Source organism: Microbacterium sp. bgisy189, assembly GCF_057707225.1.
In genome coordinates this window covers 80,486-102,832 of sequence record NZ_JBYIPT010000003.1, presented here as the reverse complement: position 1 = coordinate 102,832, position 22,347 = coordinate 80,486, and the positions used below count along the sequence as shown (strand labels likewise).

The window sequence follows — 22,347 nt, the reverse complement described above, 5'->3', positions numbered from 1 at the left end:
CAAGGTCGTCGGTCGGGACTACCGTGACGTCATGACCGACGCGTTCACCCCGGCCCAGCGCCTCACGCTGACGGTCGCGGTGCTGGCGTCGTTCGTGTCGTTCCTCGACGGCACGATCGTCAACGTCGCACTCCCCGCGATCAGCACCGAGCTCGGCGGCGGGCTCACGACGCAGCAATGGGTCGTGGATGCCTATCTGATCACGCTCGGCGCCCTCATCCTCGTCGCGGGTTCGGCCAGCGACGCGTTCGGCCGACTGCTGGTGATGCGCATCGGGCTGGTCGGATTCGGGGTCGCCTCGGTCGCGATCGCGCTCGCTCCCGACCCGGTGTTCCTCATCGTCGCGCGCGCCGTGCAGGGCGCGGCCGCCGCCTTCTTGGTGCCGAGTTCGCTCGCCCTCATCACCTCCACCTTCCGCGATGCGGCGCAGTCGCGCGCGATCGGCATCTGGACGGCCATGACCACCGCCGCGATGCTCGTCGGCCCCCTGCTGGGTGGCGCACTCATCGACCTCGCATCGTGGCGGTGGGCCTTCCTCATCAACGTGGTCCCGATCGCCGGGACGCTCGCGCTCATCCCGCGCACCGGACTGCGCGACGTGCGCACACCGGATGCCGCGGTCGACGTGCTCGGCGCCGTGGTGTGCACGCTCGGGCTCGGCGCGACGGTCTTCGCGCTCATCGAACAGCCGAACCTTGGGTGGGCGCACCCGGCGGTGTGGGGGTCGCTCCTCGGCGGTATCGCATTGCTCGCCGTCTTCCTCGCTCGACAGCGCCGCGTGCGGGCGCCGATGCTGCCGCTGTCGCTGTTCCGGGTGCGCAACTTCTCGGCGGGCAACCTGGCCACACTGTTCATCTACGCCGCACTGTCACTTGTGATGCTCGTGCTCACGGTCTATCTGCAGCAGACCCAGGGGTTCTCGGCGACCCTCGCCGGGCTCGCGAGCCTGCCCGCGACGGTCCTCGTCGCGATGCTGAGCTCACGCGCCGGCGCGCTGGCTGGCCGTTACGGGCCGCGGGTGTTCATGACGGCCGGGCCGCTCATCATGGCCGGGGGACTGCTGTTGCTGCTGACCGTCGGCGAACCGTTCTCGTATTGGTGGCAGGTGCTGCCCGGCATGCTCGTGTTCGGCGTCGGACTCGCCGCGACCGTCTCGCCCCTCACCTCCACGATCCTCGGTGCGATCGGGCCGGAGCGGGCCGGCACCGCCTCGGCCGTGAACAACGCGATCTCGCGCATCGCCGGCCTGCTGGCCGTCGCGGCGCTGGCGTTCATCGTCGGCGGCGCGCTCGATCTCGAAGGCCTGCACCGGGCCGTCATCGCGTGTGTGCTCCTGCTCGTCGCCGGTGGCGTGACGTCGTGGTTCGGCATCCGGATGCCCGTCACTTCACCTGGCGCTTGACGCGGCTTCGCCCTCGTTCGCCTGTCGCGTTGTGCGCCATGCGGGCGCCGAAGCGACCAGACGCGCCAGGCGAACTGAATGCAGGGCGCGTGCGCGCGCCGAAACGACAACACGCGCCAGGCGAACGGCGCGCGCAGATGCAGGACGCGTGTGGCCGCCTCGACACGCGCGACGCGACCACACGCGTCCTGCAGAGACCGATGCCGGGGTCAGCGCACCTCGAAGCCCGCGACGAGCAGTGCCTCTTCGCGCGAGGACGGGCCGACGAGCATCTCGAACGCGCCGGGTTCGACGATGCGGTCACCGGCGGTATCCACGATCGTGCACGCGGCGACCGGCACCTCGAACGTCACCGTCTCGGCGGTGCCGGGCGCGACCTCGTCCCGACGTCGCGGTCTGACGCCGCGCGTTCGCTGGGCGCGTGTGGTCGCTTCGGCGCGGTTTACAGGACGCATCTTGTCGCCTCGGGCGTGCTGAGCCGACAAAACGCGCCCTGTAAACGAGGGGATTGGGGCCCGTCGCGCCTCGTCGGGCATACCCCCAGGGGGTACCATGGCGGCATGGAGACGACGCAGCGCACGCGGGCCGGGTGGGCCGTCGCGCTGCTGCTGGCCGTTGCCGTCATCGCGGGCCTGCTGGGCATGCACGTGCTTTCGCCGCCTGGTGGGCACGATGCCCACGGAGCGACCACCGTGGCCGCGCCAGCCCATCACGCCGCTGACCCCGCCATCGAGGATGCGGTGGGGGCGCCCATGGGCGCCGACGCGGCGGCCGTGCTGTGCCTGTTGGCGCTCCTGGCGCTCGTCGCGTTGGGTGCACGTCGCGTCGCACGACTGCGGGTGCGGATGCCGGTGCGCAGACCCGCGGCATCCACGCGACCGGCGGGCGTGATCGGTGCCCCTGCGCCGGATCTCGCGCTGCTCTGCATCAGTCGTACGTGAGGCCGTGCCGCGCAGCGGCCTTTCGACGCGTCCCGTTCCGGGCGCGTTCCTTCGCGCGCCCGCGAAACGTCGGCGCGCCACGACGACACCACGAAAGCAGAACCCATGAAGATGAAGACCCAGATCCGTGCCGCACTGGCGGCGACCATTCCCCTCGTGCTCGCCATGACCCTGGCGGGCTGCTCGGATGCGTCGACCACGCCGGCCGACCCGTCGGCGACCGGCGAAGCGCAGAGCCCCGGCATGGCCGACATCATGTTCACCACGATGATGATCCCGCACCACGAGCAGGCCATCGAGATGAGCGACGTCGTGCTCGACAAGGACGGCATCGACCCGCGCGTGGCCGACTTGGCGGAGCGTATCAAGGCGGCCCAAGGCCCCGAGATCGACATGCTCCGCGGGTGGCTCGACGCGTGGGGCGTCGACGAGGCCGGCGACATGTCGGGTATGGGGCACGGCGACGGAATGATGTCGGATGCCGACATGACCGCGCTCGCGGATGCCCCAGCCGACGAGGCGTCGCGACTGTTCCTGGAGCAGATGATCGTGCACCACGAAGGTGCCGTCGAGATGGCCGAAGTGCAGGTCGCCGAAGGACAGGATGCCGGCGCCATCGCGCTCGCCCAGGCGGTGATAGACGCGCAGACCGCGGAGATCGCCGAGATGCGGGAGTTGCTCGAAGACCTGTGATCCGGCGCTGGGGGTGGGGGTGCACGGGTGCTCCCACCCTTGGCCGGGAATACCCCCGGGGGGTATTCTGGTTGTTGCGGAGAGACGACATCGGAAGGATTGCACCATGAGCGCTCACGACCACCACGGCACCCACACGCCGGCCGAGCCCGCATCCCCGAACGCGCACGCGTCGCAGGATCACTCTGCGCACGACCACGCCGGTCACTCCGGTCACGCCGGTCACGCCGGTCACGCCGCTCACGACCACGCCAGTAGCCACGCGGCGCACGCCGGGCACGACCACGCTGGGCACGAGAGCCACGGAGGTCACGAGAGCCACGGAGGTCACGACATGGCGGGCGGCCACGGCGGCCACGGCGGGCACGGGGGCCACGCAGGACACGGCGACCACGTCGGCCAGTTCCGGCGCCTCTTCTGGATCAACCTCCTCCTCGCCGTCCCGGTCGTCGCGTTCTCGGGCATGTTCGGCATGCTGCTGGGCTACCAGATTCCGGCGTGGGCGACGTTCGTGTCTCCCGTCATCGGCACCGTCATGTACGTGTGGGGCGGGCGCCCGTTCCTCACCGGCGCCGTGTCCGAACTGCGCTCCCGCAAGCCCGGCATGATGCTGCTGATCGCCCTCGCGATCACCGTCGCGTTCTTCGCGTCGTGGGGAGCGAGCCTCGGCATCCTGCACCACGAACTCGAGTTCTGGTGGGAGCTGGCGCTGCTGATCGTCATCATGCTGCTCGGCCACTGGATCGAGATGCGCTCGCTCGCGCAGACCACCTCGGCGCTCGACTCGCTCGCGGCCCTCCTGCCCGATGAGGCCGAGCGGGTCGAGGGCGACACCATCGTCACGGTCTCGCCCACCGACCTGCGGGTCGGGGACGTCGTCGTCGTCCGCCCCGGCGGCAGTGTGCCCGCCGACGGTCGTGTCGTCGACGGTGCCGCCGATATGGACGAGTCGATGGTCACCGGCGAATCCCGCCCGGTCGCCCGCACCGTGGGGGACACGGTGACGGCCGGCACCGTGGCGACCGACTCCGGCATCCGCGTCGAGGTCACCGCGATCGGCGATGACACGGCGCTCGCAGGGATCTCGCGCCTCGTCGCCGACGCGCAGGCGTCGTCGTCGCGCGCCCAACGCCTCGCCGACCGCGCCGCCGGGTGGCTGTTCTGGTTCGCACTCGGCGCCGCCGTGATCACCGCGGTCCTGTGGTCGGTGCTGGGCGATCCGGATGCCGCCGTCGTCCGCACCGTCACGGTGCTCGTGATCGCCTGCCCCCACGCGCTGGGCCTCGCGATCCCGCTCGTCGTCTCCATCGCGACCGAGCGCGCGGCGCGCGGCGGCGTGCTCGTGAAGGACCGCCTGGCCCTCGAGAGCATGCGCACCGTCGACACCGTGCTGTTCGACAAGACCGGCACCCTCACCAAGGGTGAGCCGACGGTCACCGGGGTCGACGCCGATGGCGATGAAGACCGGATGCTGGCGCTCGCCGCATCCGCAGAGGCCGACAGCGAGCACCCGCTGGCCCGCGCCATCGTGCGCGCCGCGACCGAGCGCGGCCTCGATCTGCCGCGGGCGACAGGGTTCACGTCGTCGCCCGCGGTCGGCGTGACCGCGACCGTCGACGGCGCCGAGATCCGGGTCGGCGGCCCGAAGATGATCGAAGAGATCGGGGCGTCCGAGCGCGCGATCGCCGACACGTGGCGTGCGGACGGGGCGATCATCCTGCACGTCGCCCGCGACGGGGTCGTGATCGGTGCCCTGGCCCTCGCCGACGAGATCCGGCCCGAGTCGCGTGAGGCGATCGAGGCGCTGCACCGCGTCGGGGTGCAGGTCGTGATGATCACCGGTGATGCCGAGGCCGTCGCGCGCGCGGTCGGCACCGAACTCGGCATCGACCGGGTCTTCGCCGGGGTGCGCCCGGAGGACAAGGCCGCGAAGGTCGCCGAGCTGCAGCGCGAAGGCCGCAAGGTCGCGATGGTGGGTGACGGCGTCAACGACGCACCCGCGCTCGCGCAGGCCGACGTCGGCATCGCGATCGGCGCCGGCACCGATGTCGCGATCGGCTCGGCCGGTGTCATCCTCGCCGGGGACGACCCGCGCGCGGTCCTGTCGATCATCGAACTTTCGAAGGCGAGCTACCGCAAGATGCAGCAGAACCTGTGGTGGGCGGCGGGGTACAACCTCATCTCGGTGCCGCTGGCCGCCGGCATCCTCGCCCCCATCGGGTTCGTCATGCCGATGTCGATCGGCGCCATGCTGATGTCGCTGTCGACCGTCGTCGTCGCTGTCAACGCCCAGTTGCTGCGCCGCCTCGACCTCGCCCCCGCCGCCGTGGTCGGCCGCATCCTGCGGGGCTGACCGCCCCGCCCCGTTCAACATTCAGTCTCCGCGACGCCCGCCCCGCGCCGCACCCGCGGAATTCCGCGGGCCGGGGTGCGGCACGTCGCGCAGAGCCTGAATGTTGCACGCCATCGCGCGCCTCGGGGTCTTGTGCCCCGGCGCGGGCGGCCTTACCCTGGCGGCACGCACCACCGGACGACCCGACGACCGGACGACCCGACGTGAGCGACATGGGGACGCACGCACGCAGAGCGACATCGACCACGGCGCGCGCACTCCGCGCGCTGGTCGTGGTCGTGTTCGCGCTCGCCGTGGTCGTGGCGCCCGCGTGGACAGCCTCCGCTGCGACCACGCAGCCGGTCACGTGCGACGACCTGGTCGACCAGCAGCTGCGCGCCGAGCTCGCCGAGGCGCAGTACACCTTCTTCGACACGTCCGGCGCCGACACCGGCGGTGTGGAAAACCACCCCGACGCCGAGGACTGGACGGCCTGGGGACACCTCGGCGAAGGCGGCGGACTGACGTGCTGGTGGTTCCAGATGGACGGCTCCGAGGCCGCAGCCATCGGCTACGCCCTGCTCGACGACGAGACGGACCTCGTCACCCGCCTGACGGATGCCGGCTACGCACCGTCGCAGACACCCGACGGCGCCGTGTTCTCGCGCTACGAACCGCTCGACCTGACCCAACCCGAAGTGTCGTATCCGGCGCAGGAGGTGCTGATCGGCGAGGGTGTCGTCATGGCCGGACGGGGGTTCGCGCCCGAGCTGCTCGCGCAGATCCGCGCGAGAATCCTCCCGCTGCTCGACATTCCCGAACCGTCGACGCCGACACCGCTGCCGACCGAGGAGCCCGTCACCGAACCGGTCGCCATCGAACTCGCCGAGGAGGAGCCGGTCGTCGCCGAACCGATCGCGGGCGGGCGGCTCGCAGAGGGTCCCGGGGCGCCGTCGACCTATGACGGGCTCAGGACCGGCGCGCAGCTCGATCTGCGTCCGGTGGTGCTGGCGTGCACGGTCGCGCTCGTGCTGGTGTTCGCGGCAATCCTCGCCTTTCCGGGCAAGCTGCTCGAGTCGGCTGTGCAGGAGCACTACGACCGGGTCTCACGGCTGTGGGCACCGGCATCCCGACTGATCGGACGTATCGGACGCGGCCTGCATCGGGGTGGCCAGTCGCTGCCGATCTGGATGCCGGTTGCCTTCGGTCTCGTGGCGGCGGCCGTGATCGCGGGCTTCGTGGATCCGTCGTTCGGCTTCAACGCCGGATCGGTGCGGATGGTCGCGTCGAGCCTGGTCTCGTTCATCGTCGAAGGCGTCGTCGCGGCGCTTGTGGTCGGCGCTGTCGCCGTGCGGTGGGGCGTCGCCGAGCGGCCTCGCGTGCGACTGCTCGGCGGTGCGCTGGTCCTGCTGGTCGTGACGGTCGTGCTCTCCAGGGTGACTGGGTTCGTGCCGGGCGTCGTGTTCGGCGTGCTGCTCGGCGCGGTGCTGCCGGCGACCGTTTCGCAACGGGACACGCTGCGCCTCGCCCTCGTCGAGGTCGGGTACGTCGCGACGCTCGCGATCGTCGCGTTCGCCGGCTACTCGGCGCTCGCCGAACCGCTCGGCGAGACCGGCGGCGTGCTCGACACCTTCGCCGTCGAAGCCCTCGCCGCCACGGCGGTGGTGGGGTTCTCTGCGCTGCCGGTCATGCTGCTGCCGTTCGCCGGGATGCCGGGAGGTGTGCTGTTCGCGCGCAGCCGCTGGTGGTGGCTGGCGACGTGGACGGCTGCAACGATCGCGTTCATGATCGTGCTGCTGCCGTTCCCGGCGAGCTGGGAAGAGACGAGCACGCCGTTCTGGCTGTGGATCTCACTGTTCGCGGTGTACGCCGCGGTGGCGGTCGGCGTGTGGTGGTGGCTCACGGCGACGGCGACGGCGAAGACGGTGGCGGCGAAGCAGGAGTCGAAGCGGCCGTCGCGCTGAAACGTGGGAGACCCGTGCCGGTTCGTCGGATCGCTGTGGCTGGTGTCATCCGGTGAGGAGCCGGCGACGGTCGCGGGTGCCGTGCGGGAAGTGCTCGCCCTGCTGCGCGCGATCGACACTCTCGAGAAGCCTGAATGTTGAACCGGAACCCGGGTCAGACCTCGATGCCGACGGTGGCCGTGCAGCGTGCGAGCTCGTCGTCGGTGAGGCTGAGATCGGCGGCTCGTGCCGAGTCGCTGATGGATGCCGCGCGTCGCGCGCCCGGGATCGGCACGACGTGGGGGCTCAGCGACAGCTCCCAGGCCAGCACGACCTGCTGCGGGCTGACACCGTGCGCGTCGCCGATCTCGCGGAATACGCCGAAGCGTTCGCCGACCGACCGCCCGCCGCCACCGGTGCCGCCGAGCGGGCTCCACGGCAGGAAAGCGATGCCGTGGTCGTGGCAGTAGCGCAGTTCGCCGTAGCTGCCGGGGTGGCGGGGCGAGAACTCGTTCTGCACGCTCACCAGGCCGCCCTCGCCGAGCACCTCCTGGGCGATCGCGATCTCCTCGACGCTCGCGTTGGAGATGCCGATCTCGCGCACGTGGCCTTCGTCTCGGAGCGTCCGCAGGTTCTCGATGATGTGTCCGTAGACCATCCAGCGGTCGGGGCGGTGGTACTGGTAGAGGTCGATGACGTCGACGCCGAGATTGCGCTTCGATGCCTCGACGGCACGGCGCAGATAGTCGAGCGAACCGTCGCGGCCGAAGTCCTTGTGCTCGTCGCGTGTGATGCCGCCCTTGGTCGCCACGAGGACCTTCGAGGTGTCGCCGTGCCACGATGCGAGTGCGTCGCGGACGATCTGCTCGTTGTGGCCCATCGTGTCCCACGAGGGCGCGTAGATGTCGGCGGTATCGATGAAGGTCAAGCCGGCGTCGAGGGCGGCGTGCACCGTCGCAATCGCGTCGTCGCGGTCGGGCAGCACGCCGTCGCCATTCATCGAAACGGGCATCGCGCCCAGTCCGATCGCCGAGACGCTGAAGGGGCCGATTGTTCTGGTCTGCATGCGATTCCTCCGGTGTGTCAGCGGGTCGTCACCCAGCCGGCCAGTGCGGCGATGAGCGCGCGGTGGCCGGGGGACTCGTATGAGCGTACGTCGTGGCCGAGGACGTCGACCGCGACCCGCGCGGCCCCGTACTCGCGCACCCACGCGGTGGGCTCGGCTGCGGGCGCGTCGTCGGCCCCGTCGTGCCGGGCCACGATGTGCCGCCTCCCGATCTGCTGCAAACGGCAGTAGCGCTCGTCGAAGAGTTCGAAGTCGTCGATGGGCGTGCCGTCCGGCAGTGCGCCGCCGCGGATCGTCGTCACCCCGGCATCCGGATGCATCGACAGCGACGGCACCCACATGGCGCCGACCGCCGCGGCCCAGTCGGGGTAGTCGCGCAGGGTTGCCGTCGCGCAGTGGAACGCGAGGATGCCGATGCCGCGGTCGATCGCGGCGGCGAACCCGTCGAGCGAGCCCTGCGCCACCTGCACCGGCTCGGCGTCGCGCCACGGGTCGCCGGCGTTGACGACGATCAGGTCGACGCCGTCGAGTCGGGTCATCGCGCCGTCGATGTCGTCGTCGATGCGCACCGTGAAGCCGGCGTCTTCGAGCACGTCCGCGATCAGGGGACTCGTGTCGGGGAACGGATGCCACGGGTCCGCGTAGCGGCCTGCACCACTCGCGATGACGGCGGTGGGCTGCGGCGTCGTCGACATGCCCCCAGCCTACCGGGGAGAGCGCTTACCGGGGTCGGCTCAATTGTGGGGGAAGTCGATCTCGATGCTCGCGAACCGTGTGCCGTCGACGAGATTGATCTCGACGTCGGCACCCTTCAGCGCACCGGCCTCGAGGCCGAGGCGGCTCTCGAGCTGCGCCGTGCTGAGCGCCGCGAGGTTCGCGATCTCAGACGCCGGTGCGAGGAACTTCATGTCCTGTCCTGGTGCCTTCTCGCCGTAGGCGTCGGGCTTTCCCTGACCGATCGCGTCTTCGTAGAGCTCTTCGATGAACTGCTGGGGCACCTTCTTCGGTGCGCCCTTGATCTCATCGAGGATGTCGCCGGGAACGGCGCGGATCTCTTTCGCGATGGATGCGCCGAGGTCGCGGGCGGCGTCGTAGTCGGGATCGGCGTGCTTGCCGGTGCGCCCGATCTGTTCGCGCCCCTTCGTGACGTCGGTGAGGATGTCGTATTTCTTCGCGTGCGACGTCGGCTTGTCGGCCCGGTGCTTGGGCTTCGCATCCTTGGCGTTCTTGCGGTCGAGCTCTCGGATGGCATCCGCGTCGGCGCGGTGCTTGCCGCCGCGTGCGCGGAAGGCGCCCGAGAACCCCTTCTTGAATTCGTGCCCCGCGCTGTCCATCGTGTCGATGATGTCGCGGATGACCTTCTTCATCGTCATGGAGTCACTCCCCGGAGATCTGCAGGTTGGCCAAGTCGGCGATGAGGCGTTCGGTCAGCTCTTCGACGTCGTCGGCGTGGGCGTCCATGTCTTCGGCGGCCTGATCGAGCGCCATGAGGTCGGCGTAGAACTCGTCGGCATCGCCGATGTTGTCTTCGACCACCGGCGCGTCGAGCATCGCCTGCACGAGACCCGGCACCTTCTCGGCGAGCGGCTCGACCGCCAGCGGCAGCACCTCGTTGATGACCTTCTCGAGGGTCGCCTCCATCATGAACGAGAACATCTTCTTGCGCGCGAGGATGAGCAGCGCCGCACCGCCCGCGCCGAAGGGACCGGCGGCCAGCAGCGGGACGAGTTGGATGAGGGTCAGCGTGACCTCGGCGATCACCTTGATCTTGAGCGCCAGCACGATGTCGGCGGCGATGTCCATGCCCTGGGATGCCGGGCCCAGCAGGTCGATGAGCTGCTGCACGTTCTCGGACCGGTTGCGGTTCCATGCCTCGACGTGAGCCGGGCCCAATTGGCCGCGCATGGCGTTCGCGATGTCGCCGTTGATCTTGCGGTCGGCGGTCTGCACGAGTGTCTCGAGGTCGTCGCGATAGGTGCGGACGTAGTCGGCGCCCTTGCGCACCTCATCTTCATCGATGTCGGGCCACTCCAAGCCGAGCTTGTCCATCACCCACACGAGATCGTTCGGCAGCATCATGCCCATGTCGACCACCTCCGCCGACGACGCTATCGGCGGGCATGCCGCCACGGCGATGGGGAGAACACCCCACCCGTGGTCAGCGGGGCTGGTCTCCGGGCACGAAGTACCGTGCGGGGGAGAGCCCGGTGCGAACGATCGCATCGTCACCGGCGTCGAGGAACTGATCCATCGTCGCGACGCTCAGCGTGCCCGACGGATCGGCGATCATGACGTTGTCGACCACCGGCAGCAGCGTTGCGGTGCCCTTCGGCCACGCCGCGAAGGTGAGCGTGACGCCGTCTTCGCGCACGTGGATCTTCGGGTCGGCGATGTGCACGTCGGGTCGGGCGAGGGCGACAGACTGCGCCTCGTAGGCGCGAACGCTGAACAGGCGAAGCGCGCGCTGGATGCGCAGGTCGAGCGCGGGAAAGCGCTCGTGCCACGCGAACGGGGCCCACGCGCCGTCGGTCAGCACGATCGGGTGGGCGCTGACGAGGGGCCCACCGGCTTCGAAGAGCTGATCGATGAGGTCGAGCACCGTGGCTACGCCCGCTTCGTCGTCGGATCCGACGACGACGACCTGCTCACGCGAGAGGGCGAACACGACGGGGTCGCCCTCCAGTGCCGGCCACTGCACGTTCGCGGGCGTCAGCAGCACCGCCGCTGCCTGCGTCTCGTCGGTGACGGTCGCGAGACCGTCACGCGTCTCGAAGGTCGTCTGCTGGGGAAGCGCTGCTGCGACGGTGTCGTCGAACGGAGCGGCTGCCTGCGCCGCGTCGCCCTGCGTGATCGCGCCGCCGGTCGAACGGTCGAGACCGACGAACAGTTCGCCGCCGACGTAGACCACCCGCGGGTGTGCGTCTCCCGGTGCGGTGAGCGACAGCACGCCGAGCTCGCTCGCGCCGTAGATGCGCGGGGTGATGTCGATCTCGACGTCTCCGAAAACAGCGGTCATCGTCTGGTGCCTTCCTGTGGCGATCGGTTCAAGCGTATCCGGCGGGATCGGTGCCGATGTCAGAGATCGACCACCGCAGATCATCGGCGGCGGGGGCGGCCGCGCCGCCGATGCCCGCCCACGCGGGCGGCACGACCTGCAGTGACAGTGAGAGGTCGCCGTCGGCGGCGTCTCCGGTCGTCACCAGCACGAGCGCATGACGTCCACCGAACGCCCAGTACTCGGCGGCGGTGGCGCCCGCACCGCGCAATGCGTGCGCGTACACGGCGGCCGCGTCCGTGCCCGTCGCCGCGAGGTCGAGACCGATCGCCTGCCCCTCACGGTGCTCGCAGGCATCGCGGACGTCGTCGTGCAGCGCCGTGATGCGCCGCCGTTCCTCGCGCGGGTCCCGTCCGCTCGAGGGCGGTGCCTGCACTGCGAGCGGGATGATCTGTGCGGCGCCGCGTTCGATGACGGGCACCGCGGTGACCGGTGATCCGGCGGCGACCAGCAGATCGACGGCATCCATGATGTCGCGCGATCCGCCCGCGATCCGCCACCCGCCGTCGGTCGGCACCTCGCCACTCGCATACGCTTCGACGGCCGCGAGGGCGGCGTCGATCGCATCGAGGCCGAAGCGCTCCGACTCGCCTGGCGCCGAGGGGGCCACGACGCCGTCCCACTCCCCGAACGGCGGGAGCGCCGTGCGAACGTGGGCGAGATCGACCGCGCCCTCGACGACCGTGTCATGCTCGATCGGCGACGAGAGGACGGAACGGACGATGCCGTCGGCCCCGATCTCATGCGTCACCGAGAACACCTGACTGAACGGCACTCGCCGGCCGGGGTCGCCGTCCGGGTAGAAGAGATCGATCAGGCGACGGCACAGCAGCCCGTCACCGTCGCGCTCCCACGTTGCATCGCGCAGCGGCGTGCCGGTCGGCGCATAGAAGGTGACCGAGAAGCGGTGGTGATCCGGCGCGACGAGCAGGAACCACGCCGGCGGCTCGCCCTCGGGCACGACGTGCAGGCTGTTGCCGGCCGCATAGCGCTGCTGCGCTTCGGTGACCTCGAGGTGCGGGGGTGTGCCCACCGCCACGAGCCGCGCGATGTCGAACTTGTTGGGGTACCGCACGCCCGCCGCGCCGGGTGACTGACTACTTGACATAGAAGTGCGTGAAGGTGCCGCCCGAGCCGTCCGAGACGTTGAAGACCGCCTCGGGGATGCCCTCCGGCAGGTAGCCGCCGGGGATCCACTGCGCGTTCGCGCCGCCCTCGGTGCCGCGCGGCATGCGGATGTTGCCGTTCATGAGCTGCTCAGGGTCGAAGTCGGCGCGGATGATGTCGACCGCGTTGCCATCGGCATCCACAAAGAAGTTCTCGCCGAGCCCGAGCATCGTGCCGAGCTTCTTCGGGTCGCCGTCGGCCTTCTTGATGATGTCGTCGATCTCAGACGTCGGGAACACGAAGGTCGTGCCGTTGTTGCCGGGACCGTACTTGTCGAGGCTGTCGGCACGATAGAACCGGGTCGCGCCATCGTCGAACCGGGCGATGTGCTGCTGGATGTAGTCGTTGTCGAGGTATTCGGCCGGGTAGGGGCGGTTCTGCTTGCCGCCCGCGACGACGCGGTCGGGGGTGTGCCAGCTGTCCTTCTTCCAGCCGTCGCGCAGTTCCTGCGGCACACCGGTGTTGTCGAGATCGGTGACTTCGCTGTCGTTGCGCTTCTGCTTCTTGCCGTGCTTGCGGAACATGTCGGCGAGCTGGCGCACGTGCACGGGCATGTCGTCGAGCGAATTCTTGAGCGGGCGGATGATCGCCTCGCCGATGTCTTTGCCCACGTCAGTTCTCCGGGTTCGGTCGTGTCTGGTCTGCTGCTTCGACCACGTCGGCCCATGTCCACGCGAGATCCACGTCGACCGCGGGTCGCTTGCGCGTGTCCGTGACCCAGGCCAGCGGAACCACCTGCACAGCCGTCGCGGACTTCGGTGCAGGGATCCCTTCACCGTAGACGACGAGTACGACAGCCGCATCGCCGAACGTCCAGCGGTCCGCGCGTCGCGCACCGGAACGTCGCAGCGCGATCGCATACGGGTCGGTCGTGTCCGCATCGAGGCCGATCGAGATCGGCGCGCCATGTCGGTACTGGCAGGCACCCGAGACCTCGGTCCACAGCTCGGTGGCACGTCGGCGCAGGGAGTCGACCTGCTTCGCATCGCTGCCGGCATCCACCGGCTCCCACGACAGCGGCACGATCGTCGCCTGCCCGCGGTGCAGCGTGACGACCTCGGGCAGCAGCCACGCGCCGTCGGTGCTGCCGGCGTCGATCGCCTCGACGATGCTCGCGCCGCTCGTCACGAGATGGTCGCCGCGGTACGTGACGACGGCGCCCGTGCCGACCGACTGCGGGTCGTACGGCGACACGTCAGCTGTTGCCATTGTTCGTCAGCGTCAGGCCCTGGCCGGTGCCCGGCCACAGTCCGTGGTTGTAATCGGTGCCGCCGTTGTCGAGATTGCCGTACCCTGTGGCCGACTCGGGCACGTCGATGACGGCCTCGGGGATGCCTGTGGGCAGATAGCCGCCGGGAATCCACTTCGGATTCGCCCCGCCCTCGTTGCCGGAAGGCATGCGCAGCCCGGACAGCTCGTCGGGTGTGAAGTTGCGGATCTCGACGGGCAGCGGGTTGCCGTCGGAATCGAGGTAGAAGTCGGCATCCATGCCGAGTCGCAGCGCGAGCTGCTGGGCGTCGCCGCCGGTCTCGTCGAGGATGGTCTGCAGTTCGTCGGTCGGGAAGACGAACGTCGTGTGGTCGGCTTGTCCCGGTCCCCACTGGTGCAGAGATCCCGACACGTAGATGCGGCTCGCACCGTTCTCGAACCGCGCCAGGTGCTGATCGATGTAGGACTGGTCGAGATACTCCGACGGATCGGGCCGGGTACCGTGACGATCGCCCACGACGCTGTTCGGGGTGTCGCCGTCGCGTCGCCACCCGTCGCGCAGCGGCTGGGGCACCTCGGTGTTGTCGAGATCGGTGATCTCGCTGTCGTTGTCCTTCTGCTTCTTGCCGTGCTTGCGGAACATCTCGGCGAGCTGGCGCACGTGCACCGGCATGTCGTCGAGCGAATTCTTGAGGGGGCGGATGATCGCCTCGCCGATGTCCTTCCCCACGTCAGTCTCCCGAGATGTTGAGGCTCGACAGGTCCGCCATGAGGCGCTCCGTCAGCGTCTCGACGTCGGCGGCGTGCTGCTCCATCTCGCCCTCCGCAGCCTCGAGCGCCTGCAGGTCTGCATAGAACTCGTCGGGGTCACCCGCGACGGCCTCGACGATCGGCGAGTCGAGCGCGGCCATAATGACGGTCGGCAGCTCTTCGGCGAGCGGCTCGATGACCATCGGAAGGATCTGGTTCAACAGCTGCTCGATGACGATGTCGACGGCAGCGCTGAGGAGCTTCTTCTTGATGATCAGCATCGGGCCGGCACCCGCCGCGGTGATCGGGTTGGTGAGCATGCCCACCAGTGTGATCATCGTCGTGGTGACGTCGGCGATGACCTTGATCTTGAGCCCGAACACCACGTCCGCGGCGATCTCCATGCCGGTCGGTGCGGGGCCGAGCAGATCGAGCAGCTTCTGCAGGTTCTGCGAGCGGTTCTGGTTCCACGCACCCACGTACGCGGGCCCTGCCTGGCCCCGCATGGCGGCGGCCAGGTCGCCGTTGACCTTGTTGTCCATCGCCTGGATCTTCGACTCGAGGTCGTCACGGAACACCCGGACCATGCCGGCGCCACGGCGCAGCTCGTCCTCATCGACATCCGGCCAGTCGAAACCGAGCTTCTCCATCACCCAGATGAGCTCGTTCGGCAACATCATTCCCACGCGCAAACCTCCGATGATGACGATAACCGCTGGCGCGAATCCGCTGCGATGGGGAGAACACCCCATGCCCCGATCACGGGACCGCCGCCCATTGCGCCGCCCCGTACGTCCACGGCGCGACCGACCCGCTTCTCGGCGCGATGCCGGTCACGTCGCGGTCGATGACACTCACCCGAGGGTTGACGGCCAGCGGACGAACGACCGCGGCGCGCACGATCGTGGCCTCGATCTGCGCGAGCACTTCGCGGGCCTGATAGACATCGCTCGTGTGCGCGTACTGTGCGATCAGCTCGTCGCGCTCGGGATCGGATTGGCGGGCGATCGATGTCTCCGACCCGCTGCCCCATTGCGCCGCGATGTCGGCAGGGGTGCGCGGCACCGCGATGCGGGTGATCACGGCATCCCACCCGCGCGCCTTCAGCGAGGCGCCGAAGTCGTCGGTGCTGCAGTCCGTGACGTCCCAACCGCCCTCGCGGGCGCCCTCACGGAGCGCTGCGAAGGCGCCGGTCGCGAATTCGCTGCGGCGGTCGTACAGCACGCACACGCGTGTGCCGTCGGACGCACCCGCGTCCTGCCGGTCGACGGCCGGGTCGTCGGCCGGCGAGCCCAGTTGCTCCGTGAAGCCGGAGTCCTCGTTCACGATGTCGTACGCGCGCGCACCGGGGGCTGAGACCACAGACGTCGATGCGGCGTACGCCGACGCCCACTGGCCGCCGCCGCGCTCGACCATCGCGCCGGCGGGGATCGCGCGGATGAACGCCGCACGCACCTGGGGCCGCGCGAACGTTCCCGTCGGCTTGAGGACGACCGCCCACGTCGTGCCGTCATGCGAGGTGTCGACGATGAAGTCGGTGCGTTCGAGGTCGCGCACGGCGGTACGTGTGGATGCCACCGGACTCACGCGCGCGAGATCGAGGGTGTCGCCGAGCGCTGCGACGGCATCGTCACCGGGCGGCACGAGCGAGACGCGCGCGATCTGTGGCGATACGAGCCCGCGGTACGCTCCGTTCGGCACGAGCTCGACGGACTGCCCGTCGCCGGACTCGGTGGCCTCGTCGATCGAGAACGGGCCGCTCGACAGTCGCAGCGCTGCCGGGATGTCGGCGCCTTCGACGATCTCGAAGCCGGTGTGCCAGACGTCGGTGATCGAGGCCAGCGCCGTCTTGTCACCCGACTGCACCGCCTCGATGACCGCCTGCTTGGCCTCCATGGGGTCGTCGATGCCGAACGCCTTCTGGCCCACGATGTGGGCGGGCACCGGCACCGTGACCGCCTGCTGCCACAGCACGCTCGGCTCGGAGAATGCGATGTCGACGGAGCGCGCGAACTCGTCAACGCCGACGAGCGACTGCTCCGTCGACGTCGATGTCGCGTCGGTCGCTTCGGGCTCGAGGGCGAACGCGCCGGCGGCACCGGCCCAGCCGAGCACCAGATCGGCGGCGTCGAGCGGGATGCCGTCGGACCACGACGGCTCGGCGAGGTCGAAGCGGACCGTGAACGGGTCGTCGGCGACGATCTCGACGGTGCCGAAGCCCTCGTCGGGGACGAACTCGCCGTCGATGACGTCGCCGAAGTCGCCGCGGATCATCTCGGCGACGTCGAGGTTGCCTGCGGTCGGCGAAGCTGCGGCGTTCACCGACGTGAACGTCCCGGTCCAGCCGACCGTCACCTGCGTGCCCGGAACGACCGACTCCGGCACGCTTGGACCGCACGCGACCAGTGTTGCGGCCAGCAGCACGACGACCGGCGCCGCGGCGCGGCGATACCCGGTCACCACGTCGGCGTCACAGGTAGTCGGCGGGGGTTTCGCCCTCGGCCTCGGCCTCGGCCATTTCGCGGAAGGGCTCGCTCTCTTCGCTTTCGAGCCACGCGCGCGCGTGCTCGAGCAGCACGGCGGGCGACTCCTCCGCTTCGGCGGCCGTCGCGAACGGGCCGAGCGTGTCCTCAGACGGACGCTCGTCCGCGCGCAGCACGGACTGGGTGGTCAGGTTGTACCAATAGCTCTGCGACCCGCTCATCAGCTCGACGCTCCGTTCATGTCCCCGATTGTATGTGGCGCGGGAATCCTCCCCGCAAAAGGAGAGAGGCCGCGGCGGCGGTCTTTCGACCGGCGCCACGACCTCCCTTGCTGCAGCGCGACGGATCAGCCGCCGGCGAGCTCCGAGTCCTTGTCGCGGATCTGGTCCGCCATGCGGTCGAGCGCCTGCGCCATGTCGTTGACGGCCTCAGCGGCGTCGTCGAGCGACGTGGTCAGCTCCGAGTACGCGGTGGAGTAGGCTTCCGACGCGTTCTCGGTCTTGAAGCCGTCCTGCACGAGGTCGTCGATGACGCCCTGCAGTTCCTTCAGGGTGTCGGTGACGGTGCTGCGACCGTCGCGCAGGCGCGATGCCGCGCTTTCCATCTCGCTGTATGTTGCTCCGAAATCGTGGGCCATGAGAACCGCCTCCTAAGCGTTCGTTCTGATCAGGCCGCTTCGGCCTCTTGCGTCGAGAGTATCCAAACTTCCCAATTCATCGAATGGGGAGATGTACCCATCCCTAGGACGTCGCCGCCTCATCGGCCACGAAGGGCATCTGCATCGTGATGGCACGCCCGGCCTGTACGAAGATGCCTCGACCGACGGGGAAGTCTGCACGCTTGATGCGACCGAACGGCGTCTTGAAGATCGACTCGCCGTCGTACGTGTCGGGTTTGAGCACGATGCCCTGCCGGCCCGTCTTCCACTCGCCCAGCACGCCGATGCTGCCGCTGGCGCGTGTGATCTCGGCCTCGCCGATCAGCAGGTGATCGCTGTTGTTCATCGCCTGCAGCAGTGCGCGCATCGGCCGGTCGGCGGGGCCGTCGGCCAGGTGCGGCATGTCTTCGATCACGATCATGATGCGGCCTTCGGTCGTGTCGCTCGTCACGAGCTCGGCCAGCTCCGCAGCCAAGTCCTTCTCGTCCTCGGGGCGGGTGGCGCTGGCCACCCACGGACGGAAATCCTTGAGCTCGGCGCGGCGACTGCCGAAGTGATACATGCGCACCTTCGGATCGAACCGTTCCACGGCCACGACGAGCGCCTTCAGCGCGTTGGTCTTGCCCGACGCGGGCGGGCCCGAGATGACGAACGAGCCGATCGGTTCGAAGCCGTGCGGCGCGAGCGTGTCGTCTGCGACGCCGAAGACCGGGAACTCGCCAACGGTGCGCGGCATCTCTTCGACCGGAACCATCGTCGGCAGCGCGCCGATCTCGGGCAGATCCCGCACGCCCTCTGCGCGCAGCCGTTCGCCGAGCACGCCCAGCGCCTTCGTCTGCTCGACGACGTTCGTGGTGCCGCCCAGCACGGCGATCTGCGCCTCGTGGCCGTCGATGACGGCCCGGCCCGGCTCGGACTGCTCGTCGAGCACGTCGCGGGGCACGCCCAGCAGCATGTACTGGCTCGCGTCACCCATGCGCAGCACGATGCGGCGGGGGATGTTCGATGCGACGGCGCTCGGCACCGCGTTGCCGCGGTCGGCCGTGATGACCGTGTGCAGCCCCAGCGTGCGGCCTTCGCCGAGCATCCGCATGAAGATGCGGTAGAACGGGCCGCGGCCCGGTGCCATCTCCCAGTCCTTCTTGAACTCGGGATAGTTGTCGATCAGCACCAGGATGCGGGGCATGTTCGGGTCGGCGATGTCGCGGTACTCCTGCACCGACGCGGCGCTCGCGGCCGAGAACGCGGCGGCGCGCCGATCCATCTCGCCGTCGAGGGTGCGAAGCAGGCGCTGGATGCGCTCGGCATCCGAACTGTCGACGACTGACCCGACGTGCGGCAGTGCGGCGAGCGGGCCGAGGGCACCCGAGGCGAAGTCGAGGCAGTACACCTGTACGCGGCCGAGGTCTGGGCGCATGCCGGCAGAGGTCGCGATCGTCTTCAGCAGCGTCGACTTGCCCGAGCCCGACGTGCCGTACACGACGAGCGAACCGTCGCGGTCGGGCGAGAACACGCCGGCCTGCTGCAGCTGCTTCTCGGGAACGTCCATCATGGCGATCGGGATGCGGGTGTCGCCCTCGTGCGGCAGCGCGTTGAGATCGACCAGCGGAGAGAGATCGTCGAGCCACGGGCGGCGCGGAGCGGGCAACGCCGCCGTCTCGCTCGCGCGGATCAGCGTGCGCACGATGCGCTTCTGGTCGTTCGGGCCGAGATCCTCCTCGTGCGAGTCCGACTCCGCGGGCCGGTCGGGCTCCCATTCGCTGACCGCACCGAAGCGCAGTTCGCCGACGCGCACCTCGGCGGTGCCCGACTCGTCGTCGGTGGTCCAACCGCCCGCATACGCGGACTGGAACGGCACGAGGCGGCCGGGGCCCGTCTTCGCGATCGCGCGGCCGGGGAGGGTCGCCGGGAACGAGGCGGCGATGTCGTCGTCGACGACGTCGCGCGAGTCGGACTCGTCGGCCATGCGCAGCGCGATGCGCAGGTTCGTGTTGGCGCGCAGGTTGTCTTTGATGACACCGGCGGGCCGCTGCGTCGCCATGATCAGATGGATGCCGAGCGAGCGACCGCGCTGGGCGATGTCGACGACGCCGTCGACGAACTCGGGCATCTCCGAGGCGAGCGCCGCGAACTCGTCGATGACGAGCACGAGCGCGGGCGGTGTCTCGGGATCTTGGCGCTTCTCGAGTTCGAGCAGGTCCTTCGCCTTCTTGCGGTTGAGCAGGTGCTCGCGGTGGTGCAGCTCGGCGCGCAGGCTCGTGAGCGCGCGGCGCACGAGATGCGGGCTGAGGTCGGTGACCAGCCCCACGCAGTGCGGCAGCTCGACACAGTCGGCGAACGCCGACCCGCCTTTGTAGTCGACGAACAGGAACGTCACGCGGTCGGGGCTGTGCGCGGCGGCCATACCCAGCACCCACGCCTGCAGGAACTCCGACTTGCCCGCGCCGGTGGTGCCGCCGACGAGGGCGTGCGGGCCGTGCGTGCGCAGGTCGAGGGTCATCGCGTCGCTCGCGCCCTGGCCGATGATCGCGCGCAGCGTCCCCGACTTCTTCAGACGCGGACGCGGATTGGGGGAGCGGTCGACGATCGTGTTGTTCTGCCGCCAGCGTTCGATGACCACCTGCGGGTCCTCGGCGATCGCGGGGTCGACGAGCTGCAGGAACATCACCGAACTGGGGATGTCGGACGAGTCGTGCACGACGGTGCTCGCGTCGACAACCGGCGCCAGACGGCGTGCCAGCATCTGCATGTAGGCGTTCGAGACGCCCTCCACGCGCACGTGCTCGAAGTTCTCGCCCGCGCGGACGAGACCCACAGTGGCGTCGTTCAGCCCCGTCGTGACGTCGATGTAACTGCGACAGGCGGCCGGCAGTGACTCGACGGTGGGCGCGACGAACACCGCGTGCACGCCGTAGTCCGCCCCGCGCTCGAGCACGTCGGTGAGGCGGCCGCGATCGACGGGTGCGTCGCCGCTGACGAAGACGAGCACCGAGACCGGCGGCGTCTTGAGGTGCTCACCGGCCGCTCGCGAGACGTCGGTGCCGTACAGCTGCGGGTTCCAGTCCTCCTTGAATGGACCGCGAGGGTCGCCGGCGGGGGCGTTGCCCGCGGCCTGCTTCACGTACTCTTCGAGCGAACTGAGCAGGGCTGCCGCCGTCGGGGCGGAGTCGGCCAGCGGTGCGTGACGGAACGGGCTGCGCTCGCTGGAGGTGTGCGGCATCCACTTGAGCCAGTCGAGCTCGGGTGTCCACGACGAATCGGCGAACGCGACCGCGACGACGTCGTTGGGGGCGTGGAGGCCGAACAGCTGCACCGCGATCCCGCGCATCGCATCGGCGACCGGTCCCTGGGGGCCTGCGATGCCGATGGAGCCCGCGTCGGCCATCGTGTCGAAGATCGGCACGTCGTCGACGTACTTGTAGCGTTCACGCAACCGCTCGACGCGGTCGATGAACTCGGGCAGGCCTTCGGGGGTCTCGGTGTCATCGATCGAATTGCGCGCCGGCAGCCGGCAGCTGCCGAGCCGCAGACCGAGGAAGTTCCAGTGCTCGGGGCGTCTCGTCCACAGCAGCGGGCCGAGTCGGAGGGCATGGTCGAAGACCTCGGCGACCGGGGGCGCCTCGGCGTTGCGGACGGCCTCTTCTTCGGGCTTGCCGCGGAAGAAGTCTTCTTCGAGCTGCTCGTACTGCCGCTCGAACAGCAGGAACTCATGGTTCTGGCTCTTCTTGCTCTGCGCGCTCTGGTTGATGATGTTGCCGAACATCATCAGCGGCGTCATCACGATCATGAGCAGCGCGCGAGGGTTGCCGTTCATGAGATACAGCGCGACACCCATCAGAATGGGCGCGATCAGAATCGGCCACGGGAACATCTTGCCGATCTTCTCGGTGGGCAGCCGCGGCGGCTTGAACGTCGTGCCCGGGTAGCGCACCTCGACGCGGGGGCTGCGGTTGAACAGCAGCCCGCCGCCGCGCTCGATGACCGGTTCGTCGGCCGTCGACCCGTCGAACGACCGCGCCAGGCGCAGCACCAGGGTCGTGCCGCCGATGACGAACGGCTCGCCCTCTTCGACGCGCACACGCTGGATCGCCACACCGTCGACGAGCACGCCGTTCGCGGAGTTGAGGTCGACGACCTCGATGTGCGCGCCCACTTCGAGTCGCGCGTGGCGCTTCGAGACCATCGGGTCGGCGAGGACGACATCGTTGCCGCTCTCACGGCCGAGGATCACGTGGCCGGCGGCGATGGGAAACTCCTGCCCGGCAAGGGTTCCGGCGATCGCGTGCAGGGTGCCGACGACGCGGCGCTGGTCGGAACGCGAGAACTCCGGCCCGTAGTTGACGATCGACGCGGCGAAGCCCGATCCGATGGGTGCTTCGCCGATCGGCACGTCGGGCTGCAGGGGCACGAGGCGCTCGCCCGACGGCGGCGCGACGGCGAGGGTGACGACGTCGCCGTCTGCGACCGGCGTCGACCTGCTCGGGTCAGCCTCGGCGACGTGCCGGGCGACATCGCCCGTGGTCGCGGTCGAATCCGTCGTGATGACGATGTCGACGGGGTCTTCTGCGGGGCGGTGGAGGGTCAGCTTCAGCCTCATGCGTGCGACTCGGTCCCGTTCATCAGTTCAGCGGTCAACGTGTTTCTTCCA

20 protein-coding genes are annotated in these 22,347 nt (G+C 69.5%); 5 read left to right on the top strand and 15 right to left on the bottom strand.

Annotated elements, in window-relative coordinates; translation table 11 throughout:
* Positions 1-31: 31 nt before the first annotated feature.
* On the top strand, positions 32-1,402 hold the full coding sequence (locus AC3ENX_RS05790; protein WP_434810909.1) for an MFS transporter: 1,371 nt from the start codon (positions 32-34) through the stop codon (positions 1,400-1,402).
* 209 nt (positions 1,403-1,611) lie between these two features.
* On the opposite strand, the gene AC3ENX_RS05785 is transcribed toward AC3ENX_RS05790, so the two are convergent.
* The gene (locus tag AC3ENX_RS05785) at positions 1,612-1,857 is read right to left on the bottom strand and encodes a fibronectin type III-like domain-contianing protein (RefSeq protein WP_434810908.1); all 246 of its coding nucleotides are present in this window, start codon (positions 1,855-1,857) and stop codon (positions 1,612-1,614) included.
* Between the two features lie 105 nt (positions 1,858-1,962).
* Between AC3ENX_RS05785 and AC3ENX_RS05780 the strand changes: the two genes are divergently transcribed.
* From AC3ENX_RS05780 to AC3ENX_RS05765, 4 genes are all read left to right on the top strand, one after another.
* On the top strand, positions 1,963-2,343 hold the full coding sequence (locus AC3ENX_RS05780) for a DUF6153 family protein (RefSeq protein ID WP_434810907.1): 381 nt from the start codon (positions 1,963-1,965) through the stop codon (positions 2,341-2,343).
* A 105-nt stretch (positions 2,344-2,448) separates the two neighbouring features.
* A complete protein-coding gene (locus AC3ENX_RS05775) occupies positions 2,449-3,036 on the top strand; it encodes a DUF305 domain-containing protein (RefSeq protein WP_434810906.1) in 588 nt (195 codons plus the stop codon).
* 106 nt (positions 3,037-3,142) lie between these two features.
* Complete coding sequence (locus tag AC3ENX_RS05770) at positions 3,143-5,389, top strand: heavy metal translocating P-type ATPase (protein ID WP_434810905.1); 2,247 nt, start codon at positions 3,143-3,145, stop codon at positions 5,387-5,389.
* A gap of 203 nt (positions 5,390-5,592) precedes the next feature.
* Positions 5,593-7,332: a hypothetical protein gene (locus AC3ENX_RS05765; protein WP_434810904.1), complete on the top strand. Its 1,740-nt coding sequence runs from the start codon at positions 5,593-5,595 to the stop codon at positions 7,330-7,332.
* Between the two features lie 154 nt (positions 7,333-7,486).
* Here AC3ENX_RS05765 and AC3ENX_RS05760 read toward each other — a convergent pair whose 3' ends face one another.
* The 14 genes from AC3ENX_RS05760 to AC3ENX_RS05695 form a co-directional block, all read right to left on the bottom strand.
* Positions 7,487-8,377 (bottom strand): aldo/keto reductase, encoded by an 891-nt coding sequence (locus AC3ENX_RS05760; RefSeq protein WP_434810903.1) that lies wholly within the window; start codon positions 8,375-8,377, stop codon positions 7,487-7,489.
* A gap of 17 nt (positions 8,378-8,394) precedes the next feature.
* On the bottom strand, positions 8,395-9,072 hold the full coding sequence (locus AC3ENX_RS05755; protein WP_434810902.1) for a ThuA domain-containing protein: 678 nt from the start codon (positions 9,070-9,072) through the stop codon (positions 8,395-8,397).
* A gap of 39 nt (positions 9,073-9,111) precedes the next feature.
* Positions 9,112-9,750 (bottom strand): hypothetical protein, encoded by a 639-nt coding sequence (locus tag AC3ENX_RS05750; RefSeq protein WP_434810901.1) that lies wholly within the window; start codon positions 9,748-9,750, stop codon positions 9,112-9,114.
* A gap of 4 nt (positions 9,751-9,754) precedes the next feature.
* Positions 9,755-10,462 carry a WXG100-like domain-containing protein gene (locus tag AC3ENX_RS05745; protein WP_434810900.1) on the bottom strand — a complete coding sequence of 236 codons (708 nt, stop codon included), beginning with the start codon at positions 10,460-10,462 and terminating at the stop codon, positions 9,755-9,757.
* 73 nt (positions 10,463-10,535) lie between these two features.
* Positions 10,536-11,393: a hypothetical protein gene (locus AC3ENX_RS05740; protein WP_434810899.1), complete on the bottom strand. Its 858-nt coding sequence runs from the start codon at positions 11,391-11,393 to the stop codon at positions 10,536-10,538.
* A 28-nt stretch (positions 11,394-11,421) separates the two neighbouring features.
* The gene (locus AC3ENX_RS05735; protein ID WP_434810898.1) at positions 11,422-12,507 is read right to left on the bottom strand and encodes a hypothetical protein; all 1,086 of its coding nucleotides are present in this window, start codon (positions 12,505-12,507) and stop codon (positions 11,422-11,424) included.
* Between the two features lie 22 nt (positions 12,508-12,529).
* A complete protein-coding gene (locus AC3ENX_RS05730; RefSeq protein ID WP_434810897.1) occupies positions 12,530-13,210 on the bottom strand; it encodes a hypothetical protein in 681 nt (226 codons plus the stop codon).
* A 1-nt stretch (position 13,211) separates the two neighbouring features.
* On the bottom strand, positions 13,212-13,808 hold the full coding sequence (locus tag AC3ENX_RS05725) for a hypothetical protein (protein WP_434810896.1): 597 nt from the start codon (positions 13,806-13,808) through the stop codon (positions 13,212-13,214).
* The gene (locus tag AC3ENX_RS05720) at positions 13,795-14,538 is read right to left on the bottom strand and encodes a hypothetical protein (RefSeq protein ID WP_434810895.1); all 744 of its coding nucleotides are present in this window, start codon (positions 14,536-14,538) and stop codon (positions 13,795-13,797) included. The genes AC3ENX_RS05725 and AC3ENX_RS05720 overlap by 14 nt, the downstream gene beginning before the upstream one ends.
* Position 14,539: 1 nt before the next feature.
* Entirely contained in the window at positions 14,540-15,238 is a 699-nt protein-coding gene (locus AC3ENX_RS05715) for a WXG100-like domain-containing protein (protein WP_434811139.1), read from the bottom strand.
* Between the two features lie 79 nt (positions 15,239-15,317).
* Positions 15,318-17,018 carry an ABC transporter substrate-binding protein gene (locus tag AC3ENX_RS05710; RefSeq protein ID WP_434810894.1) on the bottom strand — a complete coding sequence of 567 codons (1,701 nt, stop codon included), beginning with the start codon at positions 17,016-17,018 and terminating at the stop codon, positions 15,318-15,320.
* A gap of 10 nt (positions 17,019-17,028) precedes the next feature.
* Complete coding sequence (locus AC3ENX_RS05705; protein WP_434810893.1) at positions 17,029-17,262, bottom strand: hypothetical protein; 234 nt, start codon at positions 17,260-17,262, stop codon at positions 17,029-17,031.
* Between the two features lie 125 nt (positions 17,263-17,387).
* Entirely contained in the window at positions 17,388-17,678 is a 291-nt protein-coding gene (locus AC3ENX_RS05700) for a WXG100 family type VII secretion target (RefSeq protein ID WP_434810892.1), read from the bottom strand.
* Positions 17,679-17,781: 103 nt separating this feature from the next.
* A complete protein-coding gene (locus AC3ENX_RS05695; RefSeq protein ID WP_434810891.1) occupies positions 17,782-22,296 on the bottom strand; it encodes a type VII secretion EssC family protein in 4,515 nt (1,504 codons plus the stop codon).
* Positions 22,297-22,347 lie beyond the last annotated feature (51 nt).